The sequence below is a fragment of the Xenorhabdus szentirmaii DSM 16338 genome (assembly GCF_002632585.1).
In the GTDB taxonomy this organism is placed as follows: Bacteria; Pseudomonadota; Gammaproteobacteria; order Enterobacterales; family Enterobacteriaceae; genus Xenorhabdus; species Xenorhabdus szentirmaii.
Window position 1 is genome coordinate 1,545,300 of sequence record NZ_NIBV01000001.1, and the last position, 25,003, is coordinate 1,570,302.

At 46.9% G+C, this 25,003-nt stretch carries 23 protein-coding genes and 1 riboswitch; of the genes, 12 read left to right on the forward strand and 11 right to left on the reverse strand.

Annotated features, from left to right (window positions below; genetic code table 11):
* Positions 1-56 precede the first annotated feature (56 nt).
* Positions 57-323, reverse strand: coding sequence for a ubiquinone biosynthesis accessory factor UbiK (gene ubiK, locus Xsze_RS07125; protein ID WP_038236521.1), 267 nt, complete (start codon positions 321-323; stop codon positions 57-59).
* A gap of 137 nt (positions 324-460) precedes the next feature.
* A riboswitch (FMN riboswitch) is annotated at positions 461-640 on the forward strand.
* A gap of 119 nt (positions 641-759) precedes the next feature.
* Between ubiK and ribB the strand changes: the two genes are divergently transcribed.
* Both ribB and ygiD read left to right on the forward strand, forming a co-directional pair.
* On the forward strand, positions 760-1,425 hold the full coding sequence (gene ribB, locus Xsze_RS07130; protein ID WP_038236846.1) for a 3,4-dihydroxy-2-butanone-4-phosphate synthase: 666 nt from the start codon (positions 760-762) through the stop codon (positions 1,423-1,425).
* 265 nt (positions 1,426-1,690) lie between these two features.
* Positions 1,691-2,467, forward strand: a complete 777-nt coding sequence (gene ygiD, locus Xsze_RS07135) for a 4,5-DOPA-extradiol-dioxygenase (RefSeq protein ID WP_038236518.1) — start codon at positions 1,691-1,693, stop codon at positions 2,465-2,467.
* 5 nt (positions 2,468-2,472) lie between these two features.
* Here ygiD and Xsze_RS07140 read toward each other — a convergent pair whose 3' ends face one another.
* From Xsze_RS07140 to tolC, 3 genes are all read right to left on the reverse strand, one after another.
* Complete coding sequence (locus Xsze_RS07140) at positions 2,473-3,633, reverse strand: glutathionylspermidine synthase family protein (protein ID WP_038236515.1); 1,161 nt, start codon at positions 3,631-3,633, stop codon at positions 2,473-2,475.
* A 6-nt stretch (positions 3,634-3,639) separates the two neighbouring features.
* Positions 3,640-4,320, reverse strand: coding sequence for a DUF1190 family protein (locus Xsze_RS07145; RefSeq protein ID WP_209435274.1), 681 nt, complete (start codon positions 4,318-4,320; stop codon positions 3,640-3,642).
* Between the two features lie 173 nt (positions 4,321-4,493).
* Positions 4,494-5,858 carry an outer membrane channel protein TolC gene (gene tolC, locus Xsze_RS07150; RefSeq protein ID WP_038236512.1) on the reverse strand — a complete coding sequence of 455 codons (1,365 nt, stop codon included), beginning with the start codon at positions 5,856-5,858 and terminating at the stop codon, positions 4,494-4,496.
* 401 nt (positions 5,859-6,259) lie between these two features.
* Here tolC and nudF point away from each other — a divergent pair, with 401 nt between their 5' ends.
* The 9 genes from nudF to Xsze_RS07200 all read left to right on the forward strand — a co-directional run bounded on the left by nudF (position 6,260) and on the right by Xsze_RS07200 (position 16,451).
* Positions 6,260-6,895: an ADP-ribose diphosphatase gene (gene nudF / locus Xsze_RS07160; protein ID WP_038236510.1), complete on the forward strand. Its 636-nt coding sequence runs from the start codon at positions 6,260-6,262 to the stop codon at positions 6,893-6,895.
* Positions 6,896-7,011: 116 nt separating this feature from the next.
* Complete coding sequence (gene cpdA / locus Xsze_RS07165) at positions 7,012-7,851, forward strand: 3',5'-cyclic-AMP phosphodiesterase (protein WP_038236508.1); 840 nt, start codon at positions 7,012-7,014, stop codon at positions 7,849-7,851.
* Positions 7,851-8,459: an esterase YqiA gene (gene yqiA, locus Xsze_RS07170; protein ID WP_038236506.1), complete on the forward strand. Its 609-nt coding sequence runs from the start codon at positions 7,851-7,853 to the stop codon at positions 8,457-8,459. The genes cpdA and yqiA overlap by 1 nt, the downstream gene beginning before the upstream one ends.
* A 73-nt stretch (positions 8,460-8,532) precedes the next feature.
* A complete protein-coding gene (gene parE / locus Xsze_RS07175) occupies positions 8,533-10,428 on the forward strand; it encodes a DNA topoisomerase IV subunit B (RefSeq protein ID WP_038236504.1) in 1,896 nt (631 codons plus the stop codon).
* A 54-nt stretch (positions 10,429-10,482) separates the two neighbouring features.
* Positions 10,483-12,738: a DNA topoisomerase IV subunit A gene (gene parC, locus Xsze_RS07180; protein WP_038236503.1), complete on the forward strand. Its 2,256-nt coding sequence runs from the start codon at positions 10,483-10,485 to the stop codon at positions 12,736-12,738.
* A gap of 127 nt (positions 12,739-12,865) precedes the next feature.
* Positions 12,866-13,591, forward strand: coding sequence for a 1-acylglycerol-3-phosphate O-acyltransferase (locus Xsze_RS07185; protein WP_038236499.1), 726 nt, complete (start codon positions 12,866-12,868; stop codon positions 13,589-13,591).
* Positions 13,592-14,046: 455 nt separating this feature from the next.
* Complete coding sequence (ftsP, locus tag Xsze_RS07190; protein ID WP_038236496.1) at positions 14,047-15,462, forward strand: cell division protein FtsP; 1,416 nt, start codon at positions 14,047-14,049, stop codon at positions 15,460-15,462.
* A 189-nt stretch (positions 15,463-15,651) separates the two neighbouring features.
* Positions 15,652-16,143, forward strand: a complete 492-nt coding sequence (folA, locus tag Xsze_RS07195) for a type 3 dihydrofolate reductase (protein WP_038236493.1) — start codon at positions 15,652-15,654, stop codon at positions 16,141-16,143.
* A 122-nt stretch (positions 16,144-16,265) separates the two neighbouring features.
* Complete coding sequence (locus Xsze_RS07200; protein WP_038236489.1) at positions 16,266-16,451, forward strand: hypothetical protein; 186 nt, start codon at positions 16,266-16,268, stop codon at positions 16,449-16,451.
* On the opposite strand, the gene apaH is transcribed toward Xsze_RS07200, so the two are convergent.
* From apaH to lptD, 6 genes are all read right to left on the reverse strand, one after another.
* Positions 16,415-17,245, reverse strand: coding sequence for a bis(5'-nucleosyl)-tetraphosphatase (symmetrical) ApaH (gene apaH, locus Xsze_RS07205; protein WP_038236485.1), 831 nt, complete (start codon positions 17,243-17,245; stop codon positions 16,415-16,417). The two genes, Xsze_RS07200 and apaH, sit on opposite strands and share 37 nt — an antisense overlap.
* A 2-nt stretch (positions 17,246-17,247) precedes the next feature.
* The gene (gene apaG / locus Xsze_RS07210) at positions 17,248-17,625 is read right to left on the reverse strand and encodes a Co2+/Mg2+ efflux protein ApaG (protein ID WP_038236483.1); all 378 of its coding nucleotides are present in this window, start codon (positions 17,623-17,625) and stop codon (positions 17,248-17,250) included.
* A gap of 28 nt (positions 17,626-17,653) precedes the next feature.
* On the reverse strand, positions 17,654-18,478 hold the full coding sequence (gene rsmA / locus Xsze_RS07215) for a 16S rRNA (adenine(1518)-N(6)/adenine(1519)-N(6))-dimethyltransferase RsmA (RefSeq protein ID WP_038236482.1): 825 nt from the start codon (positions 18,476-18,478) through the stop codon (positions 17,654-17,656).
* Complete coding sequence (gene pdxA / locus Xsze_RS07220) at positions 18,468-19,463, reverse strand: 4-hydroxythreonine-4-phosphate dehydrogenase PdxA (protein WP_176553648.1); 996 nt, start codon at positions 19,461-19,463, stop codon at positions 18,468-18,470. The genes rsmA and pdxA overlap by 11 nt, the downstream gene beginning before the upstream one ends.
* On the reverse strand, positions 19,450-20,754 hold the full coding sequence (gene surA, locus Xsze_RS07225) for a peptidylprolyl isomerase SurA (RefSeq protein ID WP_038236478.1): 1,305 nt from the start codon (positions 20,752-20,754) through the stop codon (positions 19,450-19,452). The genes pdxA and surA overlap by 14 nt, the downstream gene beginning before the upstream one ends.
* 64 nt (positions 20,755-20,818) lie before the next feature.
* Positions 20,819-23,188, reverse strand: a complete 2,370-nt coding sequence (gene lptD, locus Xsze_RS07230; protein ID WP_038236475.1) for an LPS assembly protein LptD — start codon at positions 23,186-23,188, stop codon at positions 20,819-20,821.
* A gap of 182 nt (positions 23,189-23,370) precedes the next feature.
* Between lptD and djlA the strand changes: the two genes are divergently transcribed.
* Entirely contained in the window at positions 23,371-24,180 is an 810-nt protein-coding gene (gene djlA / locus Xsze_RS07235; RefSeq protein ID WP_038236473.1) for a co-chaperone DjlA, read from the forward strand.
* Positions 24,181-24,310: 130 nt separating this feature from the next.
* Here the strand turns inward: djlA and rluA are convergent, their stop codons facing one another.
* Positions 24,311-24,970 (reverse strand): bifunctional tRNA pseudouridine(32) synthase/23S rRNA pseudouridine(746) synthase RluA, encoded by a 660-nt coding sequence (gene rluA / locus Xsze_RS07240; RefSeq protein WP_038236471.1) that lies wholly within the window; start codon positions 24,968-24,970, stop codon positions 24,311-24,313.
* Between the last annotated feature and the right edge of the window lie 33 nt (positions 24,971-25,003).

Sequence of the window (25,003 nt, forward strand, 5' to 3'; positions counted from 1 at the left end):
AATTAGGCTCTTCATCCTTTTAGGGGAAAATTGCATACAATTTTTTACAAGGTTAATTATTCTGCTTTCTTGCCAGACTCTTCAAGGCGGGCTTCCAGCTCATTCAGGCGCTGTTCCATCGCGGCCAATTTCTCGCGGGTGCGCAGCAAGACTTGTGTCTGTATATCAAATTCTTCACGGTTGACGAGATCCAGCTTACTCAGTTGGGATTGGAGAACCGTCCGCATTTTTTTCTCTACATCTTCACCAAATTCTTTCACACCTTTTGGCATTGAATTGTGGATTTGACGGGCAATTTGTTCAATTTTCTTTGGGTCGAGCATGGCGATCATCCTTTTTATAACATAACTGTGTTGATGCTATTTTAGTACTTGATGGCAAAAGCATAAATGATTGCGGGTCAGGTTGCATATTTGATTTTGCAGATTGCCCCTGCGGGTTATTAGCGCTATAGTGCGACTGTTTATCTCAGGGCAGGGTGAAAGTCCCTACCGGCGGTAATATGAAATTATCAAATGGTGATTTTGTGAAGCCCGCGAGCGCTCTGTTTTTTTATTCTCTTCAGAGAGTAAAACGGAGGTCAGCAGATCCAGTGTGATTCTGGAGCCGACGGTGATAGTCCGGATGGGAGAGAATAACAGTATCAATCGGGTGCTTGCGCTCGTCTGTTGTTTTTGTTGCCGTATTTTTGAGCAGCACGAACTCCTCAAAATTGCCCTGATTCTGGTAACCCATACATTTAAAAGAGGTTTTTTTACCATGAATCAGACGCTACTTTCCTCATATGGAACGCCATTTGAACGTGTTGAACGCGCAGTTGCTGCTTTGCGTGCGGGTCAGGGCGTGATGGTACTGGATGATGAAGATCGTGAAAATGAAGGTGACATGATTTTCGCCGCCGAAACAATGAGTGTAGAACAGATGGCATTGACTATCCGTCATGGCAGTGGAATAGTTTGCCTTTGCCTGACTGAAGAACGTCGTCAGCAACTAAAATTGCCCATGATGGTGGAAAATAATTCCAGTCAGTACCAGACCGCCTTCACTGTGACCATTGAAGCTGCACAAGGTGTGACAACGGGGGTATCTGCGAAAGATCGCCTGACCACTATCCGGGCTGCTATCGCCGACGGTGCGCAACCGAATGATTTGAATAGACCTGGGCATGTGTTTCCCTTGCGCGCACAACCTGGTGGCGTTTTAACTCGCCGTGGTCATACCGAAGCGACCATTGATCTGGTTAGCATGGCGGGTTTCAAGCCTGCTGGGGTATTGTGTGAGCTGACAAACGATGACGGCTCAATGGCTCGCTCTCCGGAAGTGATTGAATTCGCAAAACAACATGGAATGCCGGTGGTGACTATCGACGATTTGGTCAGTTATCGGCAAAATTATCGGCAAAAAGTAGCAAAGAGCGCGGGCTGACTGCTATAGACTGACCGCTGTATGTGTTAAACACACCGCATGAACGTTAAAAGGCTACAGGATCCCGACTGTAGCCTTTTCAGTATTTTTGAAACACTCCATCATTTTTGATTAACTATATTCAAAGAAGAAAAGTCTTAATCTTGTCATAATGTTTTTATCATGATTCACAATTCTATATCCATTGGATTTCAAGATGGGGCGAACAAAGCTGTAACTTGGAAGATAATAGGTATAAATGTTCAATTTGCTGTAAGGGGCAAGAATGGGTCTCTTGAGAATGCCTGCTTTATTCATTGGTCATGGTAGCCCAATGAATGCCATTGAAGATAATTACTATTCACGTGCTTGGTTGGAACTGGGGCAGAATTTGCCCAGACCGAGAGCAATTCTTGTAATTTCTGCACATTGGTTTACCAACGGTACCGCTGTAACGGCGATGGCCAATCCTAGGACTATTCACGATTTCGGTAACTTTCCCAGAGAGTTGCATGAAAAACAGTATCCAGCCAAAGGCTATCCAGAACTGGCTGTGCTAGTGCAAGATATTCTGGACCCAATCGAAGTTGAAACTGATTTTGAACACTGGGGACTGGATCATGGCTCTTGGGGAATATTAGCGAAAATGTATCCGGATGCCGATATTCCTGTTATTCAATTGAGCATGGATCGCAACCAATCCCCTGCTTGTTACTATGAAATAGGTCAAAAGCTCGCGATGCTCAGGGATGAAGGTATCTTAATCATCGGAAGCGGGAATATTGTTCATAATTTGCCAGCGGAAATTGTGGGTGCAGAACCTTTTCCGTGGGCGCTCTCTTTTGAACAGTTTGTACTTGATAGCCTGACCAGCATTGAAAAGCCTCATCCTCTGTTTAAGGCACTGGAACGAGAAGATGGGAAATTATCGAATCCCACTCCTGAACATTTCTTTCCATTGCTGTACATCATGGGAACATGGGATAAAAAAGAGCCGATTTCGATTCCCGTTGAGGGTATCGAAGACGGCTCTCTGAGTATGTTATCGATTCAGATTGGGTAACTGGCTCAATCTAAAATAATATGCGGGTAAAAACGTGATAGATCTTGAGTGATTAACTCTCGATCTTCACGGATACAGATACCTGCGGATTGAGAGTCAACCAGCCAGCTGCCGACTAATGTGTGGTTATCACCAAACTTTGGCAGTGCATGAAATTGCTGTACGATCATGCCTTCTTCCCCGTAAGGGCCATCGGCACTGGCGATTTCCCGGCCATTTTCAATGATGCGGATATTGGCCCCCTCGCGGGAAAACAGGGGTTTGACGACATAGCTGTTCATACCTGAAGGGCGTTCATCCGCAAAATAAGCCGGTAGCAGGTTCGGGTGATCCGGGAACATTTTCCACAACATGGGCAGCAACGCTTTATTGGAGATAATGCTCTTCCATGAAGGTTCTAACCAACGGACACCCGCATCAGCCAGTTTGGTGGAGAACATTTCGCGCAGCATGAATTCCCACGGATACAACTTGAACAAGTTACCGATGACTTGATCTTGCAAATCAGTAAACTGCCCTTTTTCACCCAACCCGATATCTTCAATAAACAGGAATTCTGTCGGAATGCCGGCCTCGGCAGCGCAATCCTGCAAATATTGAATCGTGCCACGATCTTCTTCCGTATCCTGACAACAAGCCATGTGAAGCAGGCTGAAACCATGCTTTTCACGCAACTGAGCAAAACGCTCAATCAGCTTTTCTTGCAGGCTGTTGAACTGATCTGCATTTGACGGCAGATTGCCCGCATTGATTTGGTCTTCCAGCCAGATCCATTGAAAAAAAGCTGATTCATACAGGGAAGTGGGTGTATCGGCATTGTTTTCCAGCAGCTTAGGCGGATTTTTGCCATCGTAGGCAAAATCCAGACGGGAGTAGAGCGAGGGTTGGCTGGTTATCCATGAAGAGCGGACAAATTCCCAGCAGTGTTTTGGGATCTGAAATTTAGTCAGCAGTTCTTCGCTGTTGACGACTTTTTCGGCAACCTGCAAACACATTTGATGCAGTTCTGTTGTTGCATCCTCAATTTCTTCAATCTGATCCAGCGTGAACTGGTAATAAGCCTCTTCACTCCAGTAAGGCTGATCATACATGGTGTGAAACTTGAACCCATATTCTGCTGCTTTTTCGCGCCAGTCCGGGCGCTCCGTAATACTGATGCGTTTCATCTTTGATTAACCACCCATAGATCGGGAAGAGCTGGATGTTGAGCTGGCAGATGAACGCTGCATAGCCGATTGTTTCGCGACAGATTCACCAAATCCGCCACGGGTAATGGTGCTTGTTGTTGCAGGTTTGGGCGCCATTGCGGTTTTTGGCACTGTCATGCTGCGGCCACCGGCAGTGGCTGGGCCATAACTTTTGCCCGTTGCATCAACAAATTTACCATTGGCCGGGCTGCTGGCTGATTTTGAAGTGAACAAGGGTTGTGATGGTGCAGCACTGCTACCCATTCCCCCCATTAACCGACCCATCATATAACCTGCCATCAACGGCATCCAGAAACTGCCGCCGCTGCTCTGTGCCTGAGCCTGACCAACTCCCGCCTGAGTGGGAGTCTGAGTACATTGCTGTTCTCCAAATTCAGCGACGCATTCTTCGCGAGTGGCATATTTTGGCGCGGTTTTTTCCGCTTCTTTCAGGGCGGTGTTATAGGCGGTTTTACATTGTTCACTTTGAGAAGGATTTGCCTGAGAGCACTCATCGGCATTGGTATAGAGTGAGACCGTTTCATCGCTCTGTTCACAGGCAGATAGCATGAAAACAGCACTAACAGCGATTGCTACTGGTGCCAGACGATAGCTTTTCCACGCCTTACGGAAAGCATCGCGGTTTATCTCTTTTGTCCGTTTCATTGTCATAGGGGCATCCATCTTGAGGTATCTGATTAAGATTAAGAGCGTATCCCGTTCAATGGGCTGGCTCTCAGGGATATGCTTAAAAAGCAGCCCACACAAATGGCGGGCTGCTTTTTTAGTATAGCGTTTCTAATATAACGTGTTTTGACGTAGAACGACAGTACAATAAATCAGCGGGGTGATGGTGTTTTCATCTCTTTGATGATACTGCTGGCAGAGGTTGAAATCTGCGCACCCAGCATTTTATTTAATGCAACCAAATCGTTTTCATTTAATGTACCGCGGGCTTGCTGAATGCTTAATTGTGATATCAGATAAGCATAGCGTGCCTTGGAAAGGTTTTGTTTGGCCTGATACAGTTTCGTCGTGGCTTCCAGTACATCAACGATGGTTCGTGTTCCCACCTGATAACCTGCTTCCATTGAATCCAGAGAGCTTTGTGCGGAGAGCACCGCCTGTTTGTTGGCGTCAATACTACTGATGGCCGCGCTGATATCGTTAGAGGAGGAGTGGACTTCCTGTATCACCTTACGGTAGGTGTTTTCTAATTCCTGACTGGATGCGACAAAATTATATTTTGCCTGTTCCACTTGAGAGTAGGTCGCTCCGCCGTTGAACAGCGGCAGATCTAAGGATAATCCAACGGAATTTTGCCCATTATATCTATTTTCATAGTGAGCACCACGGGAGTGATGATTGTTGACACTCGTCCCTGCCGTTAAATTCAGGGTTGGCATATAGCCGGTTTGTGACTCTTTAATTTGCTCGCGTCTTAAATCTTGCATTAAGCGTGCAGACAACAGACTGAGGTTGCGGTTTTCCGCTTCTTTCAGTACCGTTTTTGCCGGCTCTGATTGCTTGGTTTGGAACTGATCAATATTTAAGGCAGCCAATTGTGGGTAGTATATACCCGTAATCATCCGCAATTTTTCCAACGAATTTTCCAGATCGTTTCGGTCGGAAACTTCTTGTGCCAGAATAGAGTCATACTGGGCACGGGCATTTTGTACGTCAGTAATGGCAACCAGACCCACATTGAAACGTTGGGTGGTTTGATCTAACTGACGGTACAGTGAGGTTTTCTGTGCTTCGCTGTAGGTCAGGGTATCAAGTTTGTTCAACACGTCAAAATAGGCTTGGGCCGTGTCCAGAATTAATTTTTGCTGTGCTGCCTGATAAGTAATATCGGCAATGCCGGCATTTTTCTCTGATTGATTGAGTCGGTTCCATTTCGCCATATCAAAAATGGTCTGGGTAAGTTTCAGACCTGCATTTGCCCCGCGAGTTTCGGAAACCTGGGGAGTGCGGTAACCTTTGCCATAATCAACACCCGCACTCAGCCCCAATTGAGGCAACAATGTACTGCGGGCTTCATTAATTTTTTCAACAACCAAATTGCGTTCAGCTTGTGCCTTAAGCAATTCGGGATTTGTTTCTTTTGCCTGCTGATAAATCTGTAGCAGATCTTCTGCGTGGCTTGAAGTACTAAAACCTACCAAATTCATAGCGATAAAAAGAGAGAGCAATTTTTTCATTTGCGTTCCTTGTAGTGCAGCTATTTTGCTTAAGTTGCCTCTGCATAAAAACCAATACAACAGATTCTAGCAGAGAATGCCAATAGGGTAGGGTGGCTGTTTGTGCCATATTGCCTTATTTTCTGGCTTGTTTGTATCATCAGGATGCAATTCTTTAGCATTAACGCAGAAAAATATATTTTAATATACCTTTCGTCTTTCTGGTTGCCTCTTTGTTGGCCACATTCATTCACCCTGGTTACCGTTTTTATAGATAGGCGGTTATCCATGCTCCCGGGGATGACTGAAAGGCTTCTGTCTCTCACCGGAGCAGGCCAGCCTTTGCCATTCCCTTGCCGCCGCGATGCAACTTGAAATCCATCGGGCATAGTCGGAAATTTTAAAAATAACTTGGATATTTTATGAACAAAAAACTGACATTAGCACATACTTTCACAAAAGAAGATGTTGAATTAATTTCCCAAAAAACGCTTTATCGTGGCTTTTTCCGCATGACAGAGTACCAATTTAAACATCGCCTGTTTCGGGGAGGATGGAGTGAAACGGTTAAGCGGGAAGTGTTTGAGCGCGGTCATGCCGGGGTTTTGTTGCCTTACGATCCGGTGCGCGATGAAGTGGTTCTCATAGAGCAAATCCGCATTCCTGCGCTTGAAACCAGTGAAACGCCGTGGTTGCTGGAAGTCATTGCCGGCATGATCGAAGAAGGTGAAGAGGCTGAGCAGGTTGTTCGTCGTGAGGCGATGGAAGAAGCGGGGATTGAAGTTAAACGTTGCCAGCCAGCGCTGAGTTATCTTTCTAGTCCGGGGGGAACGACAGAGCGCATGAACATTTTTGTGGGAGAAGTCGATGCTTCAACCGCATCAGGGGTTCATGGCCTGGAAGGTGAACATGAAGATATCCGTGTTTTGGTTGTCAGCCGGGAGCAGGCCTATCAGTGGGTCGAAGAGGGAATTATTGATAACGCCGCTTCGGTTATTGCAATACAGTGGCTGGCATTGCACCATGAAAAAATTAAGAAAGAGTGGCTTGGATCATAATATCTCATTTACGCTGTAAATTGCGTTAGAAAACGGGAAGTGTGCCCAAGTCAGCAGATCTTTTGCATAAAGACACGTTAGAATAATCCTCATTTTCGATAGGAAAAGGAAACCATTTGGAACGCCTGCTTGAAATACCTGTGGCAGAAAACACCACAGCCAGAATATTGCAAATCACGGATACTCACCTTTTCGCCAATAAAAGGGATACACTGCTGGGTGTGAATACCTATCGCAGTTATCATGCTGTACTGGATATGATCCTTGAACAAAAAACTGACATTGACTTAATCGTCGCGACGGGGGATTTGGTTCAGGATCAAACAATCGGTGCCTATCAGCATTTTGCTGAGGGGATCTCTCGTTTACCTGCTCCCTGTGTCTGGTTGCCGGGTAATCATGATTATCAGCCTGCGATGGTTGATACACTGGCCGCAGCAGGGATTTCACCGTCTAAGCAAATATTCATCGGGCAGCATTGGCAGTTGATTATGCTGGATAGTCAGGTTCAGGGAGTTCCTCATGGTGAATTGACGGATTACCAGATTGAATGGATGAAAAAATGTCTGGATGAACACAGTGAGCGCCATGCCATTGTCATGTTGCATCATCATCCCGTACCGTCCGGATGCACATGGCTGGATCAACACAGCCTGCGCAATACCTCTGAATTATCAGAAGCATTGAAAGGAAAAGCACAGGTAAAAGCGATATTGTGCGGGCATATCCATCAAGAGATTGATGAAATGTGGAACGGCATTCGCGTGATGGCAACACCATCAACATGTGTGCAATTTAAGCCACATTGTACTAATTTTAGGCTTGATACAGTGGCTCCGGGATGGCGTTATCTCGAACTGTCTGTGACTGGCAATAAAGACGCGACATTGCGAACGCAGGTTCACAGGCTCCAGAGTAACGAATTTTGCCCGGATTTAGATTCGGACGGGTATTAATGGCAACGTTACTTTATCTGCATGGTTTTAATAGTTCACCACAATCCGCGAAAGCAAACGCATTGAAAACGTGGTTGCATCACGAGCATCCCGAGATTGATATACTGGTGCCACAATTACCTCCTTATCCTGAAGATGCCGCCATCTTGTTGGAAGAACTGGTGATGGAACGTGCCGGAGAGAATATCGGGTTAGTGGGATCTTCCCTTGGTGGTTATCTGGCCATCTGGCTTTCCCAGTGCTTTGGCCTGCCGGCTGTGGTTGTTAACCCTGCCGTACGCCCATTCGACTTGCTTCAGAATTATCTTGGGGAAAACGTGAATCCCTATACCGAAGAGCGGTATACTCTCGAACAAAGCCATATTTTTGATCTCAAAGTGATGCACATCGACCCGTTGGAGTCACCGGATCTTATCTGGTTATTGCAGCAAACCGGGGATGAGGTGCTCGATTATCGTCAGGCCGTTGCTTACTTGATGCAGTGCCGGCAAACGGTTGAATCTGGCGGGAATCATGCTTTTATAGGCTTTGAACACTATTTCCCTCAAATCATTAACTTCTTGGGGCTAACCAGCGGCAATAGTAAAAAAATTGCCAAAAATAGGTGAGCGACTGGTATTATCAACAGTATATCAATACTGATTGGCCCTCTAATAACGAAGCAACCGACAGAATTACAACATGACTCAATCTAGTTACAACGCAGAGGCCATTGAAGTCCTCAGTGGCCTGGAGCCAGTACGTCGCCGTCCCGGAATGTATACCGATACTGCTCGCCCAAACCATCTGGCGCAGGAAGTTATCGATAACAGTGTGGATGAAGCTCTGGCTGGTCACGCGAAGCATATTGAAGTGATCCTTCACAGCGATCAGTCTCTGGAAGTGATAGATGATGGCCGTGGTATGCCGGTTGATATCCATCCTGAAGAAAAAGTTTCTGCTGTCGAATTGATCCTTACCCGCTTGCATGCGGGAGGAAAATTTTCCAATAAAAATTACCAGTTTTCGGGCGGCTTGCACGGCGTCGGGATCTCGGTGGTCAACGCCTTGTCCAAGCGGGTGGAAGTGACTGTTCGCCGTAACAGTCAGGTGCATCAAATTGCCTTTGAAAATGGTGACAAAGTACAGGAATTGGACGTGATCGGCAGTTGCGGCAAACGCAATACCGGAACGAGTGTCCATTTCTGGCCTGACGAAAGCTATTTCGATATTCCCCGTTTTTCCGCTACCCGCCTGACACATCTGTTGAAAGCTAAAGCGGTACTGTGTCCGGGAGTTGAAATTGTCTTTAAGGATAAGCTGAATGAAACCGAGCAGAAATGGTGTTATGCCGATGGGCTGACAGATTATCTGCTGGAAGCCGTCAATGGCTTGGTAACCTTGCCACAAGCGCCGTTTGTCGGGGCACTGAGCGGGGAAACAGAGGCGGTTAACTGGGCATTGCTCTGGCTGCCTGAAGGCGGTGAATTATTGACAGAAAGTTATGTGAACCTGATCCCGACAGTTCAGGGCGGAACCCACGTCAATGGCCTGCGTCAGGGATTGCTTGATGCAATGCGGGAATTTTGTGAATTCCGCAACTTATTGCCACGGGGCGTCAAACTTTCCGCGGATGATATCTGGGATCGCTGTGCTTACGTGCTGTCCCTCAAAATGCAAGATCCACAATTTGCCGGGCAGACCAAAGAGCGCCTCTCTTCGCGCCAGTCTGCGGCCTTTGTTTCCGGCGTGGTCAAAGATGCATTCAGCTTATGGCTGAACCAGCACACCCAAGATGCGGAACAACTCGCTGAAATGGCGATTGCCAGTGCGCAACGCAGAATGCGTGCCGCAAAGAAAGTTGTGCGTAAAAAACTGACCAACGGCCCTGCATTGCCGGGTAAATTGGCGGACTGTACTGCGCAGGACCTCAATATTACTGAACTGTTTCTGGTGGAAGGGGACTCTGCGGGAGGCTCTGCGAAACAAGCCCGTGATCGCGAGTTTCAGGCCATCATGCCGCTGCGCGGAAAGATACTGAACACTTGGGAAGTTTCTTCGGATGAAGTTCTGGCCTCGCAGGAAGTGCATGACATTTCCGTCGCGATAGGCATCGATCCTGACAGTGAGGATCTCAGCCAGCTCCGTTACGGTAAAATCTGCATACTGGCGGATGCGGATTCGGATGGTTTGCATATCGCAACGTTGCTGTGCGCCCTGTTTGTCCGTCATTTCCCGACCTTGGTGAAACGTGGCCATGTTTATATGGCAATGCCACCGCTGTATCGTATCGACCTCGGCAAAGAAGTGCATTATGCGCTGGATGAAGGGGAAAAGAGCGCCATATTGGATCGCTTAAGCCGTAAGCGGGGCAAACCCAATGTCCAGCGTTTCAAAGGATTGGGTGAAATGAACCCGATGCAGTTGCGTGAAACCACATTAGATCCCAACACTCGCCGTCTGGTGCAATTGACTATCGACGATGAAAACTATCAGGAAACCCTCTCAGTCATGGATATGCTTCTGGCGAAGAAACGTTCAGAAGATCGCCGCAATTGGCTGCAAGAGAAAGGGGATTCCATCGAGATTGAAGTTTAGTGCGCAAAAAAAGAGCGCACAGGTAGTCAAGACAGATTCTGAGGAAATAAATACATGAGTGAGATAACTCACGATGGCGTGGAGCGTCAAGCGCTTCACACGTTCACTGAAAACGCCTATTTGAATTATTCCATGTACGTCATCATGGACAGGGCGCTGCCTTTTATTGGTGATGGTTTAAAGCCAGTGCAGCGCCGCATTGTTTATGCGATGTCAGAACTGGGGTTAAACAGTAGCGCCAAATTTAAAAAGTCTGCCCGTACTGTGGGTGACGTACTGGGTAAATACCATCCGCATGGGGATGGTGCGTGTTATGAAGCCATGGTTCTGATGGCACAGCCTTTCTCATACCGCTACCCGCTGGTGGATGGTCAGGGAAACTGGGGGGCGCCGGATGATCCGAAATCTTTTGCCGCCATGCGTTATACCGAATCCCGCTTATCCAAATATGCTGAATTGCTGCTGAGCGAATTGGGACAAGGCACGGTAGATTGGGTGCCAAACTTTGATGGCACATTGCAGGAACCGAAAATGCTGCCTGCGCGCTTGCCCAATATTCTGCTGAACGGCACTACGGGTATTGCGGTGGGGATGGCGACAGACATTCCGCCACATAATGCGCGTGAAGTGGCAAATGCATTGATTGCAATGCTGGATAAACCCGATTTGTCGCTTGATGAGGCGATGGAATATGTGAAAGGGCCGGATTATCCAACAGAAGCCGAGATCATCACGCCAAAAGAAGATATCCGCAAGATCTACAAAAATGGCCGCGGTTCAGTGCGCATGCGGGCAGTGTGGTCGAAAGAAGAGGGCAACATGATTATCACTGCGTTGCCGCATCAGGTTTCCGGTGCGAAAATTCTGGAGCAAATTGCCAGCCAGATGCGGGCAAAAAAATTGCCGATGGTGGATGATCTGCGTGACGAATCCGATCACGAAAACCCGACGCGTTTGGTGATTGTTCCGCGTACCAATCGCATGGATGTTGAACAAGTGATGAATCACCTGTTTGCAACCACGGATTTGGAAAAAAGCTATCGTGTTAACCTCAACATGATTGGTCTGGATAATCGGCCTTCGGTTAAGGGATTGGTTGAAATCCTCAGCGAGTGGTTGGTTTTCCGTCGAGAAACGGTGCGTAACCGGCTGAATCACCGTCTGGAAAAAGTCCTCAAGCGCCTGCATATTCTGGAAGGTTTGTTGGTGGCCTACCTCAACATTGACGAAGTGATCCATATCATTCGCAATGAAGACGAACCCAAATCAGTATTCATGCAGCGTTTCGGGTTAACGGAAACTCAGGCAGAAGCGATTCTGGAACTGAAATTGCGTCACTTGGCGAAACTGGAAGAAGTTAAAATTCGCGGTGAGCAGGATGAACTGGCCAAAGAGCGTGACAAACTTCAGGCGATTTTGGGTTCTGAACGCAAATTAAATACCTTGCTGAAAAAAGAGATTATTGCTGATGCAGAAAGCTATGGTGATGATCGTCGCTCTCCATTGAAAGCGCGTTTGGAAGCGAAGGCCATGAGCGATCATGATATTCTGCCGTCTGAGCCAGTCACCGTTGTCATGTCAGAAATGGGTTGGGTACGCAGTGCCAAAGGGCATGAAATTGACCCGTCCGGCCTGAATTACAAGTCAGGCGATAGCTATCGCAGCGCAGTGCGCGGCAAGAGCAACCAGCCTGTGGTCTTTATTGATACAACAGGGCGCAGTTACTCCCTTGATCCGTTAGATCTGCCCTCCGCGAGGGGACAGGGCGAGCCACTGACAGGCAAACTGGCATTGCCGGCGGGAGCCTCGGTTGAGCACCTTTTGACAGCGCAAGAAGATCAGAAATTTTTGATGTCCTCAGATGCCGGTTATGGGTTTATCTGTACTTTCAGTGATTTGATTGCTAAAAACCGGGCAGGCAAGGCACTGATTACCCTGCCTGAAAATGCGAAAGTCATGCCACCACTGGAAATCAATAATGAGCAGGAGGACATGCAACTGGCGATTACTAAGGCGGGTCGCATGTTGATGTTCCCTGTGGCGGATCTTCCGCAGCTTTCGAAAGGCAAAGGAAACAAAATCATTTCTATTCCTGCGGCACAGGCGGCATCAGGAGAAGATATGCTGGCGTGGTTGTTGATATTGTCTCCACAATCATCCGTCACACTTTATTTTGGTAAGCGTAAGCTGCGGTTAAGTCCGGAAGATCTACAAAAATTCAGGTCGGAAAGGGGCCGCAAAGGTGTTGCGCTGCCGCGTGGATTACAGCGTGTCGAACGTGTTGAAGTAGAGATGCCCGCAAGCAAATAAGTTGAGGGCCATTACATGCATATCTCTGGCTTCAGGTTGTCGCTGTCAACGCTGCAAACTGGAAGATGAAGGTATCAATGATAAATACGGGTCAGTGTGAAACTGGCCCGCTTTGCAAGAGGCAATTATGCTGGCAATTATTCGTGGAATTATTGTTATTTTATTCACTATCCTGACCTGTATTTTCGGTTGTATTTACTGTTTATTCAGCCCGCGCAATCCGCGTCATGTCATGACGTTCGGCCATGCGTTTGGCAAATTGCATAAAGTATTTGGCATTAAGTTAGTGGAACGTATTCCGGCTGAAGCGCGGGAATATGATTCCAGTATTTATATCGGCAACCATCAAAATAATTATGACATGATTACCATGTCAAATGCGGTACAGCCGCGCACCGTCACTGTCGGCAAGAAAAGTTTGGTACTTATTCCTTTGTTCGGTCAGCTTTATTGGTTGACGGGTAATATTCTTATCGATAGGGCAAACCGGACTAAAGCACACGGCACAATTGCACAGGTTGTTGATCAAATTAAAAAGAATCGGATTTCTGTCTGGATGTTCCCGGAAGGGACGCGTAGCCGTGGCCGTGGGTTATTGCCTTTTAAAACAGGGGCGTTCCATGCGGCGATTGCGGCAGGTGTACCTATCGTACCGGTTTGTGTTTCTTCAATGCACGATAAAATAAAACTTAATCGCTGGGATAATGGAACGGTGATTGTGGAAATGCTGCCTCCGATTGATACGTCGAAATACGGTAAAGATCAGGTTCGTGAATTGGCAGAGCATTGCCGGCAAATAATGCAAGCCAAAATTGAAGAATTGGATAAGGAAGTGGCTAAGCTGAATAAATAAGGAATATGGTTCTTCAAGGTTTTCTTCAAGATCGTCCTAGAGTCTATTTTTTATTCGCAAGATGATTGCGTTTAATAAATTAATGTTTTTATTAAACGCAATCGATAGAATAACAACTCTTCAATAGCTACAATGTCAGGGATTCATTCCAGTAATCATTTTATTATATCCAGCAGATCCCAAACTGTAGTGTCGTCACAGAATACAGTGTGGTAATAAAATACACAGTAATAGCAAAAAGATAATGTGGCAGCAAATATGCTCATTTCCAGGATCATCGTTCATTATTGAACAAGGACGGGAAATGTCGCTTAGCAGAGCCGCAGTTTGAAAGGCGATAAATACTGTATAGCGACGGCGTTGTGTTTGAGTTCATATAATCAACTATTGGGATTGCTATTTTTTGTTGTAGAAATCATTTCTGTCATAGAGACTATTCCTGCTGTGGAGAAAGTATGTCACTGAATCGGCGTCAGTTTATTCAGGCTTCTGGTTTGGCCATGTGTTTAGGGGCGCTTCCTTTTTCCGTTAGAGCCAATAAAAAGCAACTGACGAAATTACCACTTCCCCCTTTATTGGAATCCCGGAATGGACGACCGCTATTTTTAGCGATACAAAAAGCACATTGGTCGTTTAATAATCACAATAAAGTTCAGGCCTGGGGTATCAACGGACATTATTTGGGGCCGACTATCCGGGTCAAACGAGGGGATGATGTCAAACTGATATACAGCAATCGGCTATCAGAACCTGTTTCAATGACGGTCGGCGGATTATTGGTGCCCGGCACCGTAATGGGTGGCCCATCACGTCTAATGTCGCCGGGGGAAAGCTGGTCACCTGTGCTTCCTATCGACCAGCCTGCAACAACATGTTGGTATCATGCCAATACCCCGAATCGAATGGCACGGCATGTTTATGCCGGGCTGGCTGGCATGTGGTTGGTCGAAGATGAAGAGAGCCGCAGCCTCCCCTTGCCAAGGCATTATGGCGTCGATGATTTTCCGGTTATTTTGCAGGATAAAAGACTGGATAATTTTGGCGTACCACAATACAACCCTCCCGCCAATCAGGAGTTTCTGGGGGACACTTTAGTTGTCAATGGCGTTGAAAATCCTTTTGTTGAAGTGGGCAGAGGCTGGGTCAGACTGCGTTTGCTGAACGCGTCCAATGCCCGGCGGTACCAATTGCAGCTCAGTGATGGTCAGCCCCTTTACATGATTGGCAGCGATCAGGGGTTGCTGCCCGCGCCTGTGGTGGTACAGCAACTATCACTTGCGCCCGGTGAACGTCGTGAAGTTTTGATAGATATGTCGAAAGTGGAAAGTGTTGTCCTGACTGCCGGAGAATCTGCCGGGGTGATGGATCGTCTCAAAGGGTTATTTGAGTCTTCGAACAAATTGATATCAACCACGGTACTGACGCTTAAAGCCAGTGGGTTGCTTCCTTTGGTAACGGATCAGTTGCCAGCGCGGCTTGTTGTTGATAATACACAAATCAATACCTCTATCCGGAATCGACAGCTCGTTTTGGGGGATTATTCACAAGGGATCAATGGCGCTTTACTGAATGACAGGCGGGTTGATATCACGAGTCTGCAAGGAGCATGGGAGCGCTGGATAATCACAACATCAATACCGCAGCCTTTTCATATCGAAGGAGTACGGTTTAAGGTTATCAGTCTTAATGGCAATTATCCTGAACCACAGGATTATGGCTGGAAAGATACCGTCTGGATTGACGAACGAGCCGAATTGTTGGTCAATATGGCGCAACCGTCTTATGAGAATTTCCCTTTTATGTATTACAGTCAGATCTTGGAAATGGCGGATCGCGGGGTAGCCGGACGGCTGATTGTCAACCCTGTTTAAAGGGCAAGTCAGGATGCATCCATTGCCAACCAAAATACCGATGTTTATCTGTGAATCCATGAACCCATGTAGTTATATGTAGGCTAATTATTTGTGCTGAAAATTGCTAATTTTATCGACTGAAAGTAACCCTTTCCGTATAGTGTCCCAACTTTTTTATTTAACACGACTTGCCTGTAAGGTGACTTAATGAATATTAGCTTGATTGCTGCAATGGCAATGGATCGAGTGATTGGTATGGAAAATGCGATGCCGTGGAGTCTATCAGGTGATTTAGCCTGGTTTAAACGCAATACACTCGGAAAGCCAATAGTGATGGGGCGTGTTACCTATGAGTCAATTGGGCGTCCTCTACCGGGGCGCTTGAATATTGTCATTAGTCGCCAACCTGCTAGTGATGAGGCAGTTACTTGGGTTAGCACTATTGAAGAAGCTTTGGCTGCGGCGGGTGATGTGGAAGAAATCATGGTCATTGGAGGAGGAAAAGTGTATGAGCAGTTTATTCCTCTGGCCAATCGTATGTATTTGACTCATATTGATGCAGAAGTGATTGGTGATACTCATTTTCCTGACTATGAACCGGATGAGTGGAATTCGATTTTCACTGAGTACCACGACGCAGATGAAAGTAACTCACATGGCTACTGTTTTGAGATCTTAGAACGTCGAGAGCAAGAGTGACAGTGGGTTACGGTAGCATTTATATATAGCATTTACGTATAACATTTACGTATAGCATATTGTTCAGCAGCATACGCTTGATGGCGGTGCGATAAAAGATAAATGCCATCAGGGATAAACGTATGCTGCTGCTAGCAGGGGTTCTCTCGTTGCAGCACTATTTTTTGGGCTATATTGACTCTTCTCACTCCCTCGGTTACCCGCCATCCCTGTTCCTGAATCTCGATATCCATTGGGATAATATGCTGAAAAACGGCTCAGTTTTGCCGATTTATTTGTCCGATTTCTTGGCCAATGATGACGGCTGATAAAAATATTGCTTATCTTCCCAACGCAGCATGGTGAGTTTTCCTCCCCAGCAACACCCTGTGTCTAATGCATAGATCCCTTCGGGTGTACCTTTGCCTTCAAGTGCCGCCCAGTGACCAAATGCAATGGAATAATCCCCCGGAATTTTGCGTGGTAAATTGAACCATGGCACCAGTGGTGTGGGGGCATTTGCGGGTTTAGACTTGCAGAGCATATCCAATTGACCATTGGGAAAACAATAACGCATGCGTGTCATTACATTGGTGCTATAACGTAACCGTGCAAGGCCTGTCAGCTCTGGCGCCCAATTGTTTGGCATATCACCATACATTTTGTTGAGAAACAGAGGGTAGCTGTCACTGCGCAGAATGGCCTCCACTTCATGGGCACATGCCTGAGCTGTTTCTAAATCCCATTGCGGCGTCAGTCCGGCATGCGCCATAATCAGTTTTGATTCATGATCAATTTGCAGCATTGGCTGTTTTCTCAACCAATTTATCAATTCATCGACATCGGGCGCCGTGAGTAACTCATCTAACAAATCTTTGGGTTTATTGCGGCTGATTTTGGCATAAACAGCCAGAAGATGCAGATCGTGATTACCCAAAACCAATTTCACTGCCGAGCCCAGTTGCTTAATGTAACGCAACACGGCCAGAGAATCCGGGCCCCGGGCAACGAGATCACCCGTCAGCCACAGTTTGTCTTCATTGGGATTAAAATTGACTTGTTCTAACAAGGCATGTAATTCACGATAGCAGCCGTGAATATCGCCAATAAGGTATGTAGCCATAATTAGTTTATTAATGTTGGGATAGCTAGCCGGAATACGGGAATGGCGACACGAAACGGATGGCCGTCGTGATCGACCATTTCATAGTGTCCTTCCATAGTCCCTAGCGGTGTTTCCAGAATTGCTCCGCTGCTATAGCGATATTCTGTTCCTGGCAGGATTAAAGGTTGTTCTCCCACAACCCCTTCTCCCTGGACTTCGGTTTGATGACCATTACTGTTAGTGATAAGCCAATAACGGCTAATAAGCTGAACAGGAGAATGCCCAAGATTGCGAATTGATATTGTATAGGCAAACACAAAACGTTGTTGTTCTGGCTGTGATTGATTTTCTACATAAGTACTTTGTACTTGAATATGAATTCTTGGTTCGTTGAGCATAGGTGCCTCCTATTACAGTAACGGATGTTTACTGATTTCCGGCAATTTCAGGCTGTGACGATAACCAGTTTGCCATCTTGCAGTATTGTTCTACAGAGATGTTTTCAGCCCGGGTACTTGGATCTATACCTAGTTCAGATAACTGCTCGACAGAAAAAAGACTCCCCAGACTATTGCGGATTGTTTTTCTTCGTTGGTTAAATGCCTGAGTTGTGATTCTGGCCAACACACGAATATCCTCAACAGGATAAGGAATGGTTTTGTGCGGGATCAGGCGAACGACAGCAGAATCGACTTTTGGTGCCGGTGTAAATGCCGTTGGTGGTACTTCAAGAACAGGGATAACCTGGCAGTAATATTGTGCCATAACGCTTAAACGACCGTAAGCTTTGCTGCCAGGGCCGGCGACAAGACGGTTCACCACTTCTTTTTGCAACATGAAACTCATATCAGCGATAGCATTTGCATAGTCGAAGAGATGGAACATCAATGGCGTAGAAATATTATAAGGCAAGTTACCAAATACACGCAGAGGCTGCCCGTTCTCCTTGGCTATCTGACCAAAATCAACGGTCATTGCATCCTGTTGAATAATTGTCAGTTTATCTTTCAGTTTTGGATGGACATGCAGACGAGCCGCCAGATCCCGGTCGAGTTCGACAACTGTCATTTTATCCATGCGTTCACCAACGGGCTCGGTGAGTGCACCCAGACCCGGACCAATTTCAACGATGGATTGGCCGATTTGTGGGTTCATGGCATCGACAATGCTATGAATGATGAATTGGTCGGTTAAGAAATTCTGCCCGAAGCGTTTACGGGCATGATGCCCCTGATGGACTTTATTGTTCATTACTGTTTTGTATCATTTTGATTGCTAGATTTAATGCGGTGATAAAACTCCCCACATCAGCCTGACCTGTCCCCGCCAGCTCCAATGCTGTGCCATGATCGACAGACGTTCGGATAAATGGCAGGCCCAATGTGATATTCATTGCTCTGCCAAAACCCTGGTATTTTAACACGGGTAGCCCCTGATCGTGATACATTGAAAGCACTGCATCAGCATTATCCAGATATTTCGGTTGAAACAGGGTATCGGCGGGCAAAGGACCTTCCAGCCATATGCCTTCTTTTCTCAAGCTGTCCAGCACGGGAATAATGACATCGATTTCTTCCCGTCCCATATGCCCTCCTTCTCCAGCGTGAGGATTCAAGCCACAAACATAAATATGGGGGCGAGGAATACCAAATTTGGTTTTTAGGTCATGATTAAGGATGGTAACAACTTCTCGCAATGAATTGAACGTGATTGCCTTCGGAACATCGAGAAGAGGCAGGTGAGTCGTTGCCAGTGCGACCCGCAATTCTTCTGTCGCCAGCATCATGACGACTTTTGCACATTCACTGCGATCGGCAAAAAATTCGGTGTGCCCGATAAAGGGTATTCCGGCATCGTTGATGACCCCTTTATTGACAGGGCCGGTCACAAGCGCAGAAAACTCCCCGTTCAAACAACCATCACAAGCTTTGGCTAATGTATTCGTGACATAAATACCGTTTTCTTTGTTTAATTCTCCCGCAATGGCAGGGGACTGAAGCGGTACGGGGAGGATGGTCAGAGTTCCCGCGGCCTGCGATGAAAGAAGGTGATCAGGGGAATAAGTGTGCAATTGCAGCGGTAAATTCAGTTGTCTGGCGCGTGAGAGCATCATCTCTGGATCAGCACAAACAACCAATTGAATCGGCCACTCTTTTTGGGCAAGAGCAATGACTAAATCAGGACCAACCCCGGCCGGCTCGCCGGGGGTGATAACGATGGGTTTATTTTTGTGCATTGTTACCATCTAAAATTTTCACATAAGCAGAGGAACGTAATTCCTGCATCCAGTTTTGTGCTTCTTCATTGAACTTACGGTTGAGCAACAGACGGTAAGCCTGATCTTTCTGGGCTGCATCAGTTCTGTCAACCTTCCGGCTATCAAGCAATTGGATCAAGTGCCACCCGAAAGAGGAATGGACAGGTTGGCTGATCTCACCTTTTTTCAGTTTTATCAGCGTATCGCGGAAAGCCGGGTCATACGCACTTGGCAAGTTCCATCCCAGTTCTCCTTCACGCATGGCTGAGCCCGGATCTTCAGAATACTCTTTCGCTGCTTTTTCGAACGTGGTTTTGCCACTCAGGATCTCTTCCCTGAGTTTCGTTAGCTCGTTGCGGGCCTGCTCATCATTCATGAGAGGAGAGGTTTTCAGCAGAATATGGCGGGCGTTCACTTCGGTGACGGAGATAGATGTCTGACCACCACGAATGTCATTCACTTTCAAAATGTGAAAACCAACACCGGAACGGATTGGGCCGATAATTTGCCCTTTATGTGCTGACTGAAGAGATTCGGAGAACAGAGAAGGCAGCTCTTGTAACCGGCTCCAACCCATATTCCCGCCTTTTAAGGCCTGAGAGTCACCGGAATAAGCAATGGCCAGCTTACCGAAATCGCTGCCGTTTTTGAGTTCAGACAAGATTTTCTTAACTGTCGACTCCGCTTTTTCTACCTGAGCCTGAGTTGGATTTTCTGGCAGCGGAATAAGAATATGGCTGATATTCAACTCAGTATCCTGATGGTTCTGGCTGCTGATTTGATTGGCCAGTGAGTCAACTTCCTGTGGCAGGATAGTAATGCGACGGCGTACTTCATTATTGCGAACTTCGGCAATGGTCATTTCCTTGCGGATCTGATTGCGGTAAGTCTCAAAACTAATGCCATCAGAAGACAGATTTTGTTTTAACTGGGCAAGGGTCATGTGGTTTTGAGCCGCAATATTTTCGATGGCAGAGTCCAGAGCTTGATCAGAAAGGGTAATTTGCATCTGTTTTGCCATTTGCAAAATGATGTCATCCATAATCAGGCGCTCAAGGATCTGGTGACGCAATTCTTTTTCATCCGGTATTTGCTGGCCTGCATGTTTTGCATTGAGTTTTACGGACTGCAAAAGGCTGTTGACGTCACTTTCCAGTACGACATCATTGTTTACAATGGCAGCGACTTTATTCAGTGTTTGTGGTGCTGCCATTGCGACAGAGCTTACTGAAAACATCAATCCGAGAATGAGCGTTCTCCAGTTCTTCATACATTTCCCATCATATTAAACCCGCCTTGGCGGGGTTATTGAGTTTACATTGCGTTTATCGGTATCAGAATGCCCGTTGGTAAGGAAGTATCCCCAGTTGTAACATTTTCTGACTACCCAAACTATGATTGTTACTTAAACCACGAAGTTCAACATTGAATGACCATTTGTTGTCATATTGACTACTGCCGAATCTCCAGTTATCGATTTTACGTTCATAACCTACATTGACCGCCCAACAGCACGTATTGTATTGCAGGCCAACCAGCTGGCTTGCGGGCTGTTTCTCTTTGGTATCGTAATAATACGCGCCCACAAATGCCCAGCGATCGGACAGTGGCCAGCTTGCTGCCACACCGACCTGAGAAATGCCTTGCTGATAAGCAGGTGCCCCCCCTTTAATCGTGGCCTGAATATAATCACGATCGACAAAGCGATAGCTCAGTTGCACTAAGCGATCATCATCACGGCGGTATTCTACGACGGCATTTCCCATTGTGACACTGCTCAGGCGGTTATCATACTGGATACCACCCTTTAAGCCCCAATCGTCATTGACTCTCCAGTGTGCATCCCCGGCCCATGTGGTTGGCCCGGTTCCTTTCTTGTTTTTGAGAATATCTTTGGTGCCTGAATCGGGATCGGTATCCGTCGTTCGCGGGCGTTCAAAGTAGTAGATTTGACCTACGGACAGGCTAAAACGTTCAACTAAATCTTTATCGTAAATTCGGGTTGTTACCCCGGTGGTAAATTGATTAGCTGATGAAATGCGATCCAGCCCGCTGTAGAAGCGGTCACGGAATAAGCCGGTATAGTCTGCTTGCAGCAGAGCTGAATCAAAGTTATTGATGTGGCTTTGGTCTTTATAAGGGACATAAAGATACTGAACGCGGGGTTCCAGGGTTTGCGTGTAATCCCGGTTGAAATTCATGGCGCGCTCAAACACCATCTGTGCATCTGATTTAAACACAGGCAGAACACGGTTTATTGACTTCTCCAGCGAAGAATTTTCTTTTTTTGATTCAGTAGAAAGATCCTGCTCATAGTGGGTAGTCATCAGCTTAAATTCATTGTTGATGCTGGCCCAACCATTCGAGAGAGGCAGATTAAGAGAAGGTTCCAGATGCCAGCGGGTTGCATTTGGCCATTTATTGTTTACGCTGGTGAATCTTGCCACCTGGGCATAAGTATAAAAATCAAACGGACCCACATCGTTTTTATAGTAATTCAGGTCTAGCTGAGGTTCGACCCGATAAGCTTTTCTTCTATTGTCAGGGGTGTCGAGGGTAAAAATCTGAAACTGTTTGGACGACAGTGTTGCATTCCAGTTTTGTTGCGCATAGCCAACGCTGAATTTTTGAGTGGCATAGCCATCAGTACTGGAGCCGTATTGCGAGGAATAATCGTTAAAATAGTCAGGATCACTGACCTTGGTATAATCAATGTTAAAACGCCAAACCTGATCCATGACCCCGCTGTGGTTCCAGTAAAATAACCAACGGTTGCTACTGTTCCGTTTAGCCCGGGTCCCGAGTTTTTTGTCTTGTTCATACAGACGATCGTTGCCAATCCAATCCAGTGCAATAGTCCCAGCGCCGGCCTTCGTTAAGTAACGGAATTCATTGTCCAGTTTAAAGCCACGCTCAGAGATAAAATGTGACGTAATGGTCGCATCATAGTTAGGGGCGATATTCCAGTAATAAGGCAACAGGAATTGGAAGCCGTTTTTATTCGAGAAACTGGCGTTGGGGATCAAAAAACCTGAACGGCGTTTATCGCCAATGGGCAGCTGCAAATATGGGCTGTAAAAAACAGGAACATTGGCAACCCGGAAACGGGCATTCCAGATTTCAGCCACTTCTTCTTCACGGTCGAGGATCACTTCGGAGCCAACAACACTCCAGCTGTCATTACCCGGCAAACAGGACGTAAAGATCCCATTATTCAGAATGGTGTAGCGGTTTTCATCCCGCAGCATCATTTTATCTGCACTGCCCCGGCCTTGACGGCCGACCATCTGGTAATTGCCTTGTTCGACATCCGCATCTTTATTGTTCAGGTTAGCCCAGACACGTGGCCCCTTTAAAATGATCAGGGGGTCGTCATAGCTGACATTGCCTGTTGCGGTAACCGTGCGGGTGGGGTCTTTACCCGGTTCCTGTTTTTGTTCAAGCCGGACTTTATCTGCTGTCAGCGTCTTATTGCCTTGCCGGATATCAACGTTACCAACGAATTCAACGGAGTTGGAGGAATCACCGTGAGTATCATCAGACTTGATGTTGACCGGTATTTGATTCGGATCTCCTGTGATAATCGGCTTATCGTAGACAGGTACGCCAAACATACATTGCGCTGCAAGGTCAGCATGTGCTTGTTGACTGTAGAGTGCTGCCCAGACCATGGTGGCCAGCAGAGTGGGATAACATTTATTCATAGATATTTATGCAGTTCCGTTATCAGTGGCATCGTGCCGGCAAATGCTCAGAGACTAACGTAGTTAATAAGTATACGCCAGAGTAAAGTTTTACTTTGCTAATCTTGCTGTTAGGCACAGAGCTTAATGAATAGTATGATAATGCAAAATCGCGCTCAGGGCATTGGGGAATTGAAGACTATATGCAGTATTGGGGAAAATTATTTGGATTAATATTTGGTATTGCGTCCGGTGCCGGATTCTGGGGGATTGTGGTGGGGGTATCGCTGGGTCATCTGCTTGACACCGTCAGGCTGCGGAATCAACGCCAGACACCGAAAGGGCCAACCCGACAGGCGCTTTTTTTTCGCGGTACTTTTCAGGTATTGGGGCACTTAACCAAATCGAAAGGCCGGGTAACAGAAACGGACATTCAACTGGCCACTCAATTGATGGACAGAATGCAACTGCATGGCGATGCCCGCCTTGAGGCACAGCAGGCATTCCGTGAGGGTAAACAGCCTCAGTTCCGTTTACGTGACACATTGCGGCAATTGCGACGCGCCTGCTTTGGCCGCTTTGATTTGGTCCGCATGTTTTTGGAAATTCAGCTTCAGGCCGCATTTGCGGATGGGGAACTGCATCCCAATGAAAGAAAGGTGCTGTTTGTCATCGCCGAAGAACTGGGCATTTCCCGCCGCCAGTTTGAGCAGTTTCTTGCCATGATGGAAGGGGGGCAGCACTTTGATGGTCAATATCGTCAGCACGGGCATTATCAAGGCCACGGGCAACCGCGCGCAACATTGGCGGATGCCTGTAAGGTACTGGGTGTCAGTGAAAATGATGATGCAGCAACCATCAAGCGAACCTACCGGAAACTGATGGGGGAACATCACCCTGACAAACTCGTGGCAAAAGGTTTACCACCAGAAATGATGGAGATTGCGAAACAGAAAGCGCAATCCATCCAAGCGGCTTATGATTTGATTAAAAAAGAGAAAGGTTTTAAATAGCACTTTTTGAATAGCACTTTTGACAAATCGCACTTTTGGTATTCTCCTCGCCCTGACGAACGAGGTTTTATGGCGCACCGGATAAAAATCAAATAACCAGAAAAGGCAAACATCGCCAAAAGGGCGCCCATTAAAAATCGGCCTTGCACTCAAAATGCATCGGTGTGCCATACTCAGGATGGGTAATCCACAGCTCTTGGGCATGCAGCTGCAAACGAGGTGCGAGCGCCTTTGCCTGAGTATGGGCATAGAACCGGTCACCGAGGATAGGGTTGCCAAGCGCCAGCATATGTACGCGAAGCTGATGGGAACGCCCTGTTATGGGTGCCAGCCTGACGCGGGTGGCGGGTATCTCGTTTTCATACTCCAGCACTTGATATTCAGTTTGTGCTGCTTTACCGGTTTCAAAACAAACTTTTTGCTTCGGTCTGTTTGGCCAGTCACAGATTAAGGGCAGATCCACCACGCCTTCATCCTGTTCCATTTTTCCCCATACCCGGGCGATATACACTTTTTTGGGTTCACGTTCACGGAACTGGCGTTTAAGCTCACGCTCAGCGGCTTTATGCAATGCAACAACCATGATGCCGCTCGTCGCCATGTCCAGCCGATGTACGGATTCAGCGGCAGGAAACCCGGCCTGTATTCGAGTCATGATACTGTCCTTGTGCTCTTCTGCTTTTCCCGGCACAGAAAGTAACCCACTGGGTTTATTGACAACCATAATGTGCTCATCCTGATACAGTACATATAACCAAGGATCAGTCGGGGGATTATAAGACTCCAGCATAGCGGCTCCCATGATGTGAATAACGCTTATTTA

Excerpts from the sequence above, each read along its gene's own strand:
- folA (WP_038236493.1), top strand. The coding sequence starts at position 15,652 with ATGAATATTAGCTTGATTGCTGCAATGGCAATGGATCGAGTGATTGGT.
- Xsze_RS07200 (WP_038236489.1), top strand. The coding sequence starts at position 16,266 with ATGCTGCTGCTAGCAGGGGTTCTCTCGTTGCAGCACTATTTTTTGGGC.
- tolC (WP_038236512.1), bottom strand. The coding sequence starts at position 5,858 with ATGAAAAAATTGCTCTCTCTTTTTATCGCTATGAATTTGGTAGGTTTT.
- nudF (WP_038236510.1), top strand. The coding sequence starts at position 6,260 with ATGAACAAAAAACTGACATTAGCACATACTTTCACAAAAGAAGATGTT.
- lptD (WP_038236475.1), bottom strand. The coding sequence starts at position 23,188 with ATGAATAAATGTTATCCCACTCTGCTGGCCACCATGGTCTGGGCAGCA.
- rsmA (WP_038236482.1), bottom strand. The coding sequence starts at position 18,478 with ATGAACAATAAAGTCCATCAGGGGCATCATGCCCGTAAACGCTTCGGG.
- Xsze_RS07140 (WP_038236515.1), bottom strand. The coding sequence starts at position 3,633 with ATGAAACGCATCAGTATTACGGAGCGCCCGGACTGGCGCGAAAAAGCA.
- apaH (WP_038236485.1), bottom strand. The coding sequence starts at position 17,245 with ATGGCTACATACCTTATTGGCGATATTCACGGCTGCTATCGTGAATTA.
- yqiA (WP_038236506.1), top strand. The coding sequence starts at position 7,851 with ATGGCAACGTTACTTTATCTGCATGGTTTTAATAGTTCACCACAATCC.
- surA (WP_038236478.1), bottom strand. The coding sequence starts at position 20,754 with ATGAAGAACTGGAGAACGCTCATTCTCGGATTGATGTTTTCAGTAAGC.
- parE (WP_038236504.1), top strand. The coding sequence starts at position 8,533 with ATGACTCAATCTAGTTACAACGCAGAGGCCATTGAAGTCCTCAGTGGC.
- ygiD (WP_038236518.1), top strand. The coding sequence starts at position 1,691 with ATGGGTCTCTTGAGAATGCCTGCTTTATTCATTGGTCATGGTAGCCCA.
- ubiK (WP_038236521.1), bottom strand. The coding sequence starts at position 323 with ATGCTCGACCCAAAGAAAATTGAACAAATTGCCCGTCAAATCCACAAT.
- parC (WP_038236503.1), top strand. The coding sequence starts at position 10,483 with ATGAGTGAGATAACTCACGATGGCGTGGAGCGTCAAGCGCTTCACACG.
- ftsP (WP_038236496.1), top strand. The coding sequence starts at position 14,047 with ATGTCACTGAATCGGCGTCAGTTTATTCAGGCTTCTGGTTTGGCCATG.
- ribB (WP_038236846.1), top strand. The coding sequence starts at position 760 with ATGAATCAGACGCTACTTTCCTCATATGGAACGCCATTTGAACGTGTT.
- Xsze_RS07185 (WP_038236499.1), top strand. The coding sequence starts at position 12,866 with ATGCTGGCAATTATTCGTGGAATTATTGTTATTTTATTCACTATCCTG.
- pdxA (WP_176553648.1), bottom strand. The coding sequence starts at position 19,463 with ATGCACAAAAATAAACCCATCGTTATCACCCCCGGCGAGCCGGCCGGG.
- apaG (WP_038236483.1), bottom strand. The coding sequence starts at position 17,625 with ATGCTCAACGAACCAAGAATTCATATTCAAGTACAAAGTACTTATGTA.
- djlA (WP_038236473.1), top strand. The coding sequence starts at position 23,371 with ATGCAGTATTGGGGAAAATTATTTGGATTAATATTTGGTATTGCGTCC.
- Xsze_RS07145 (WP_209435274.1), bottom strand. The coding sequence starts at position 4,320 with ATGAAACGGACAAAAGAGATAAACCGCGATGCTTTCCGTAAGGCGTGG.
- rluA (WP_038236471.1), bottom strand. The coding sequence starts at position 24,970 with ATGCTGGAGTCTTATAATCCCCCGACTGATCCTTGGTTATATGTACTG.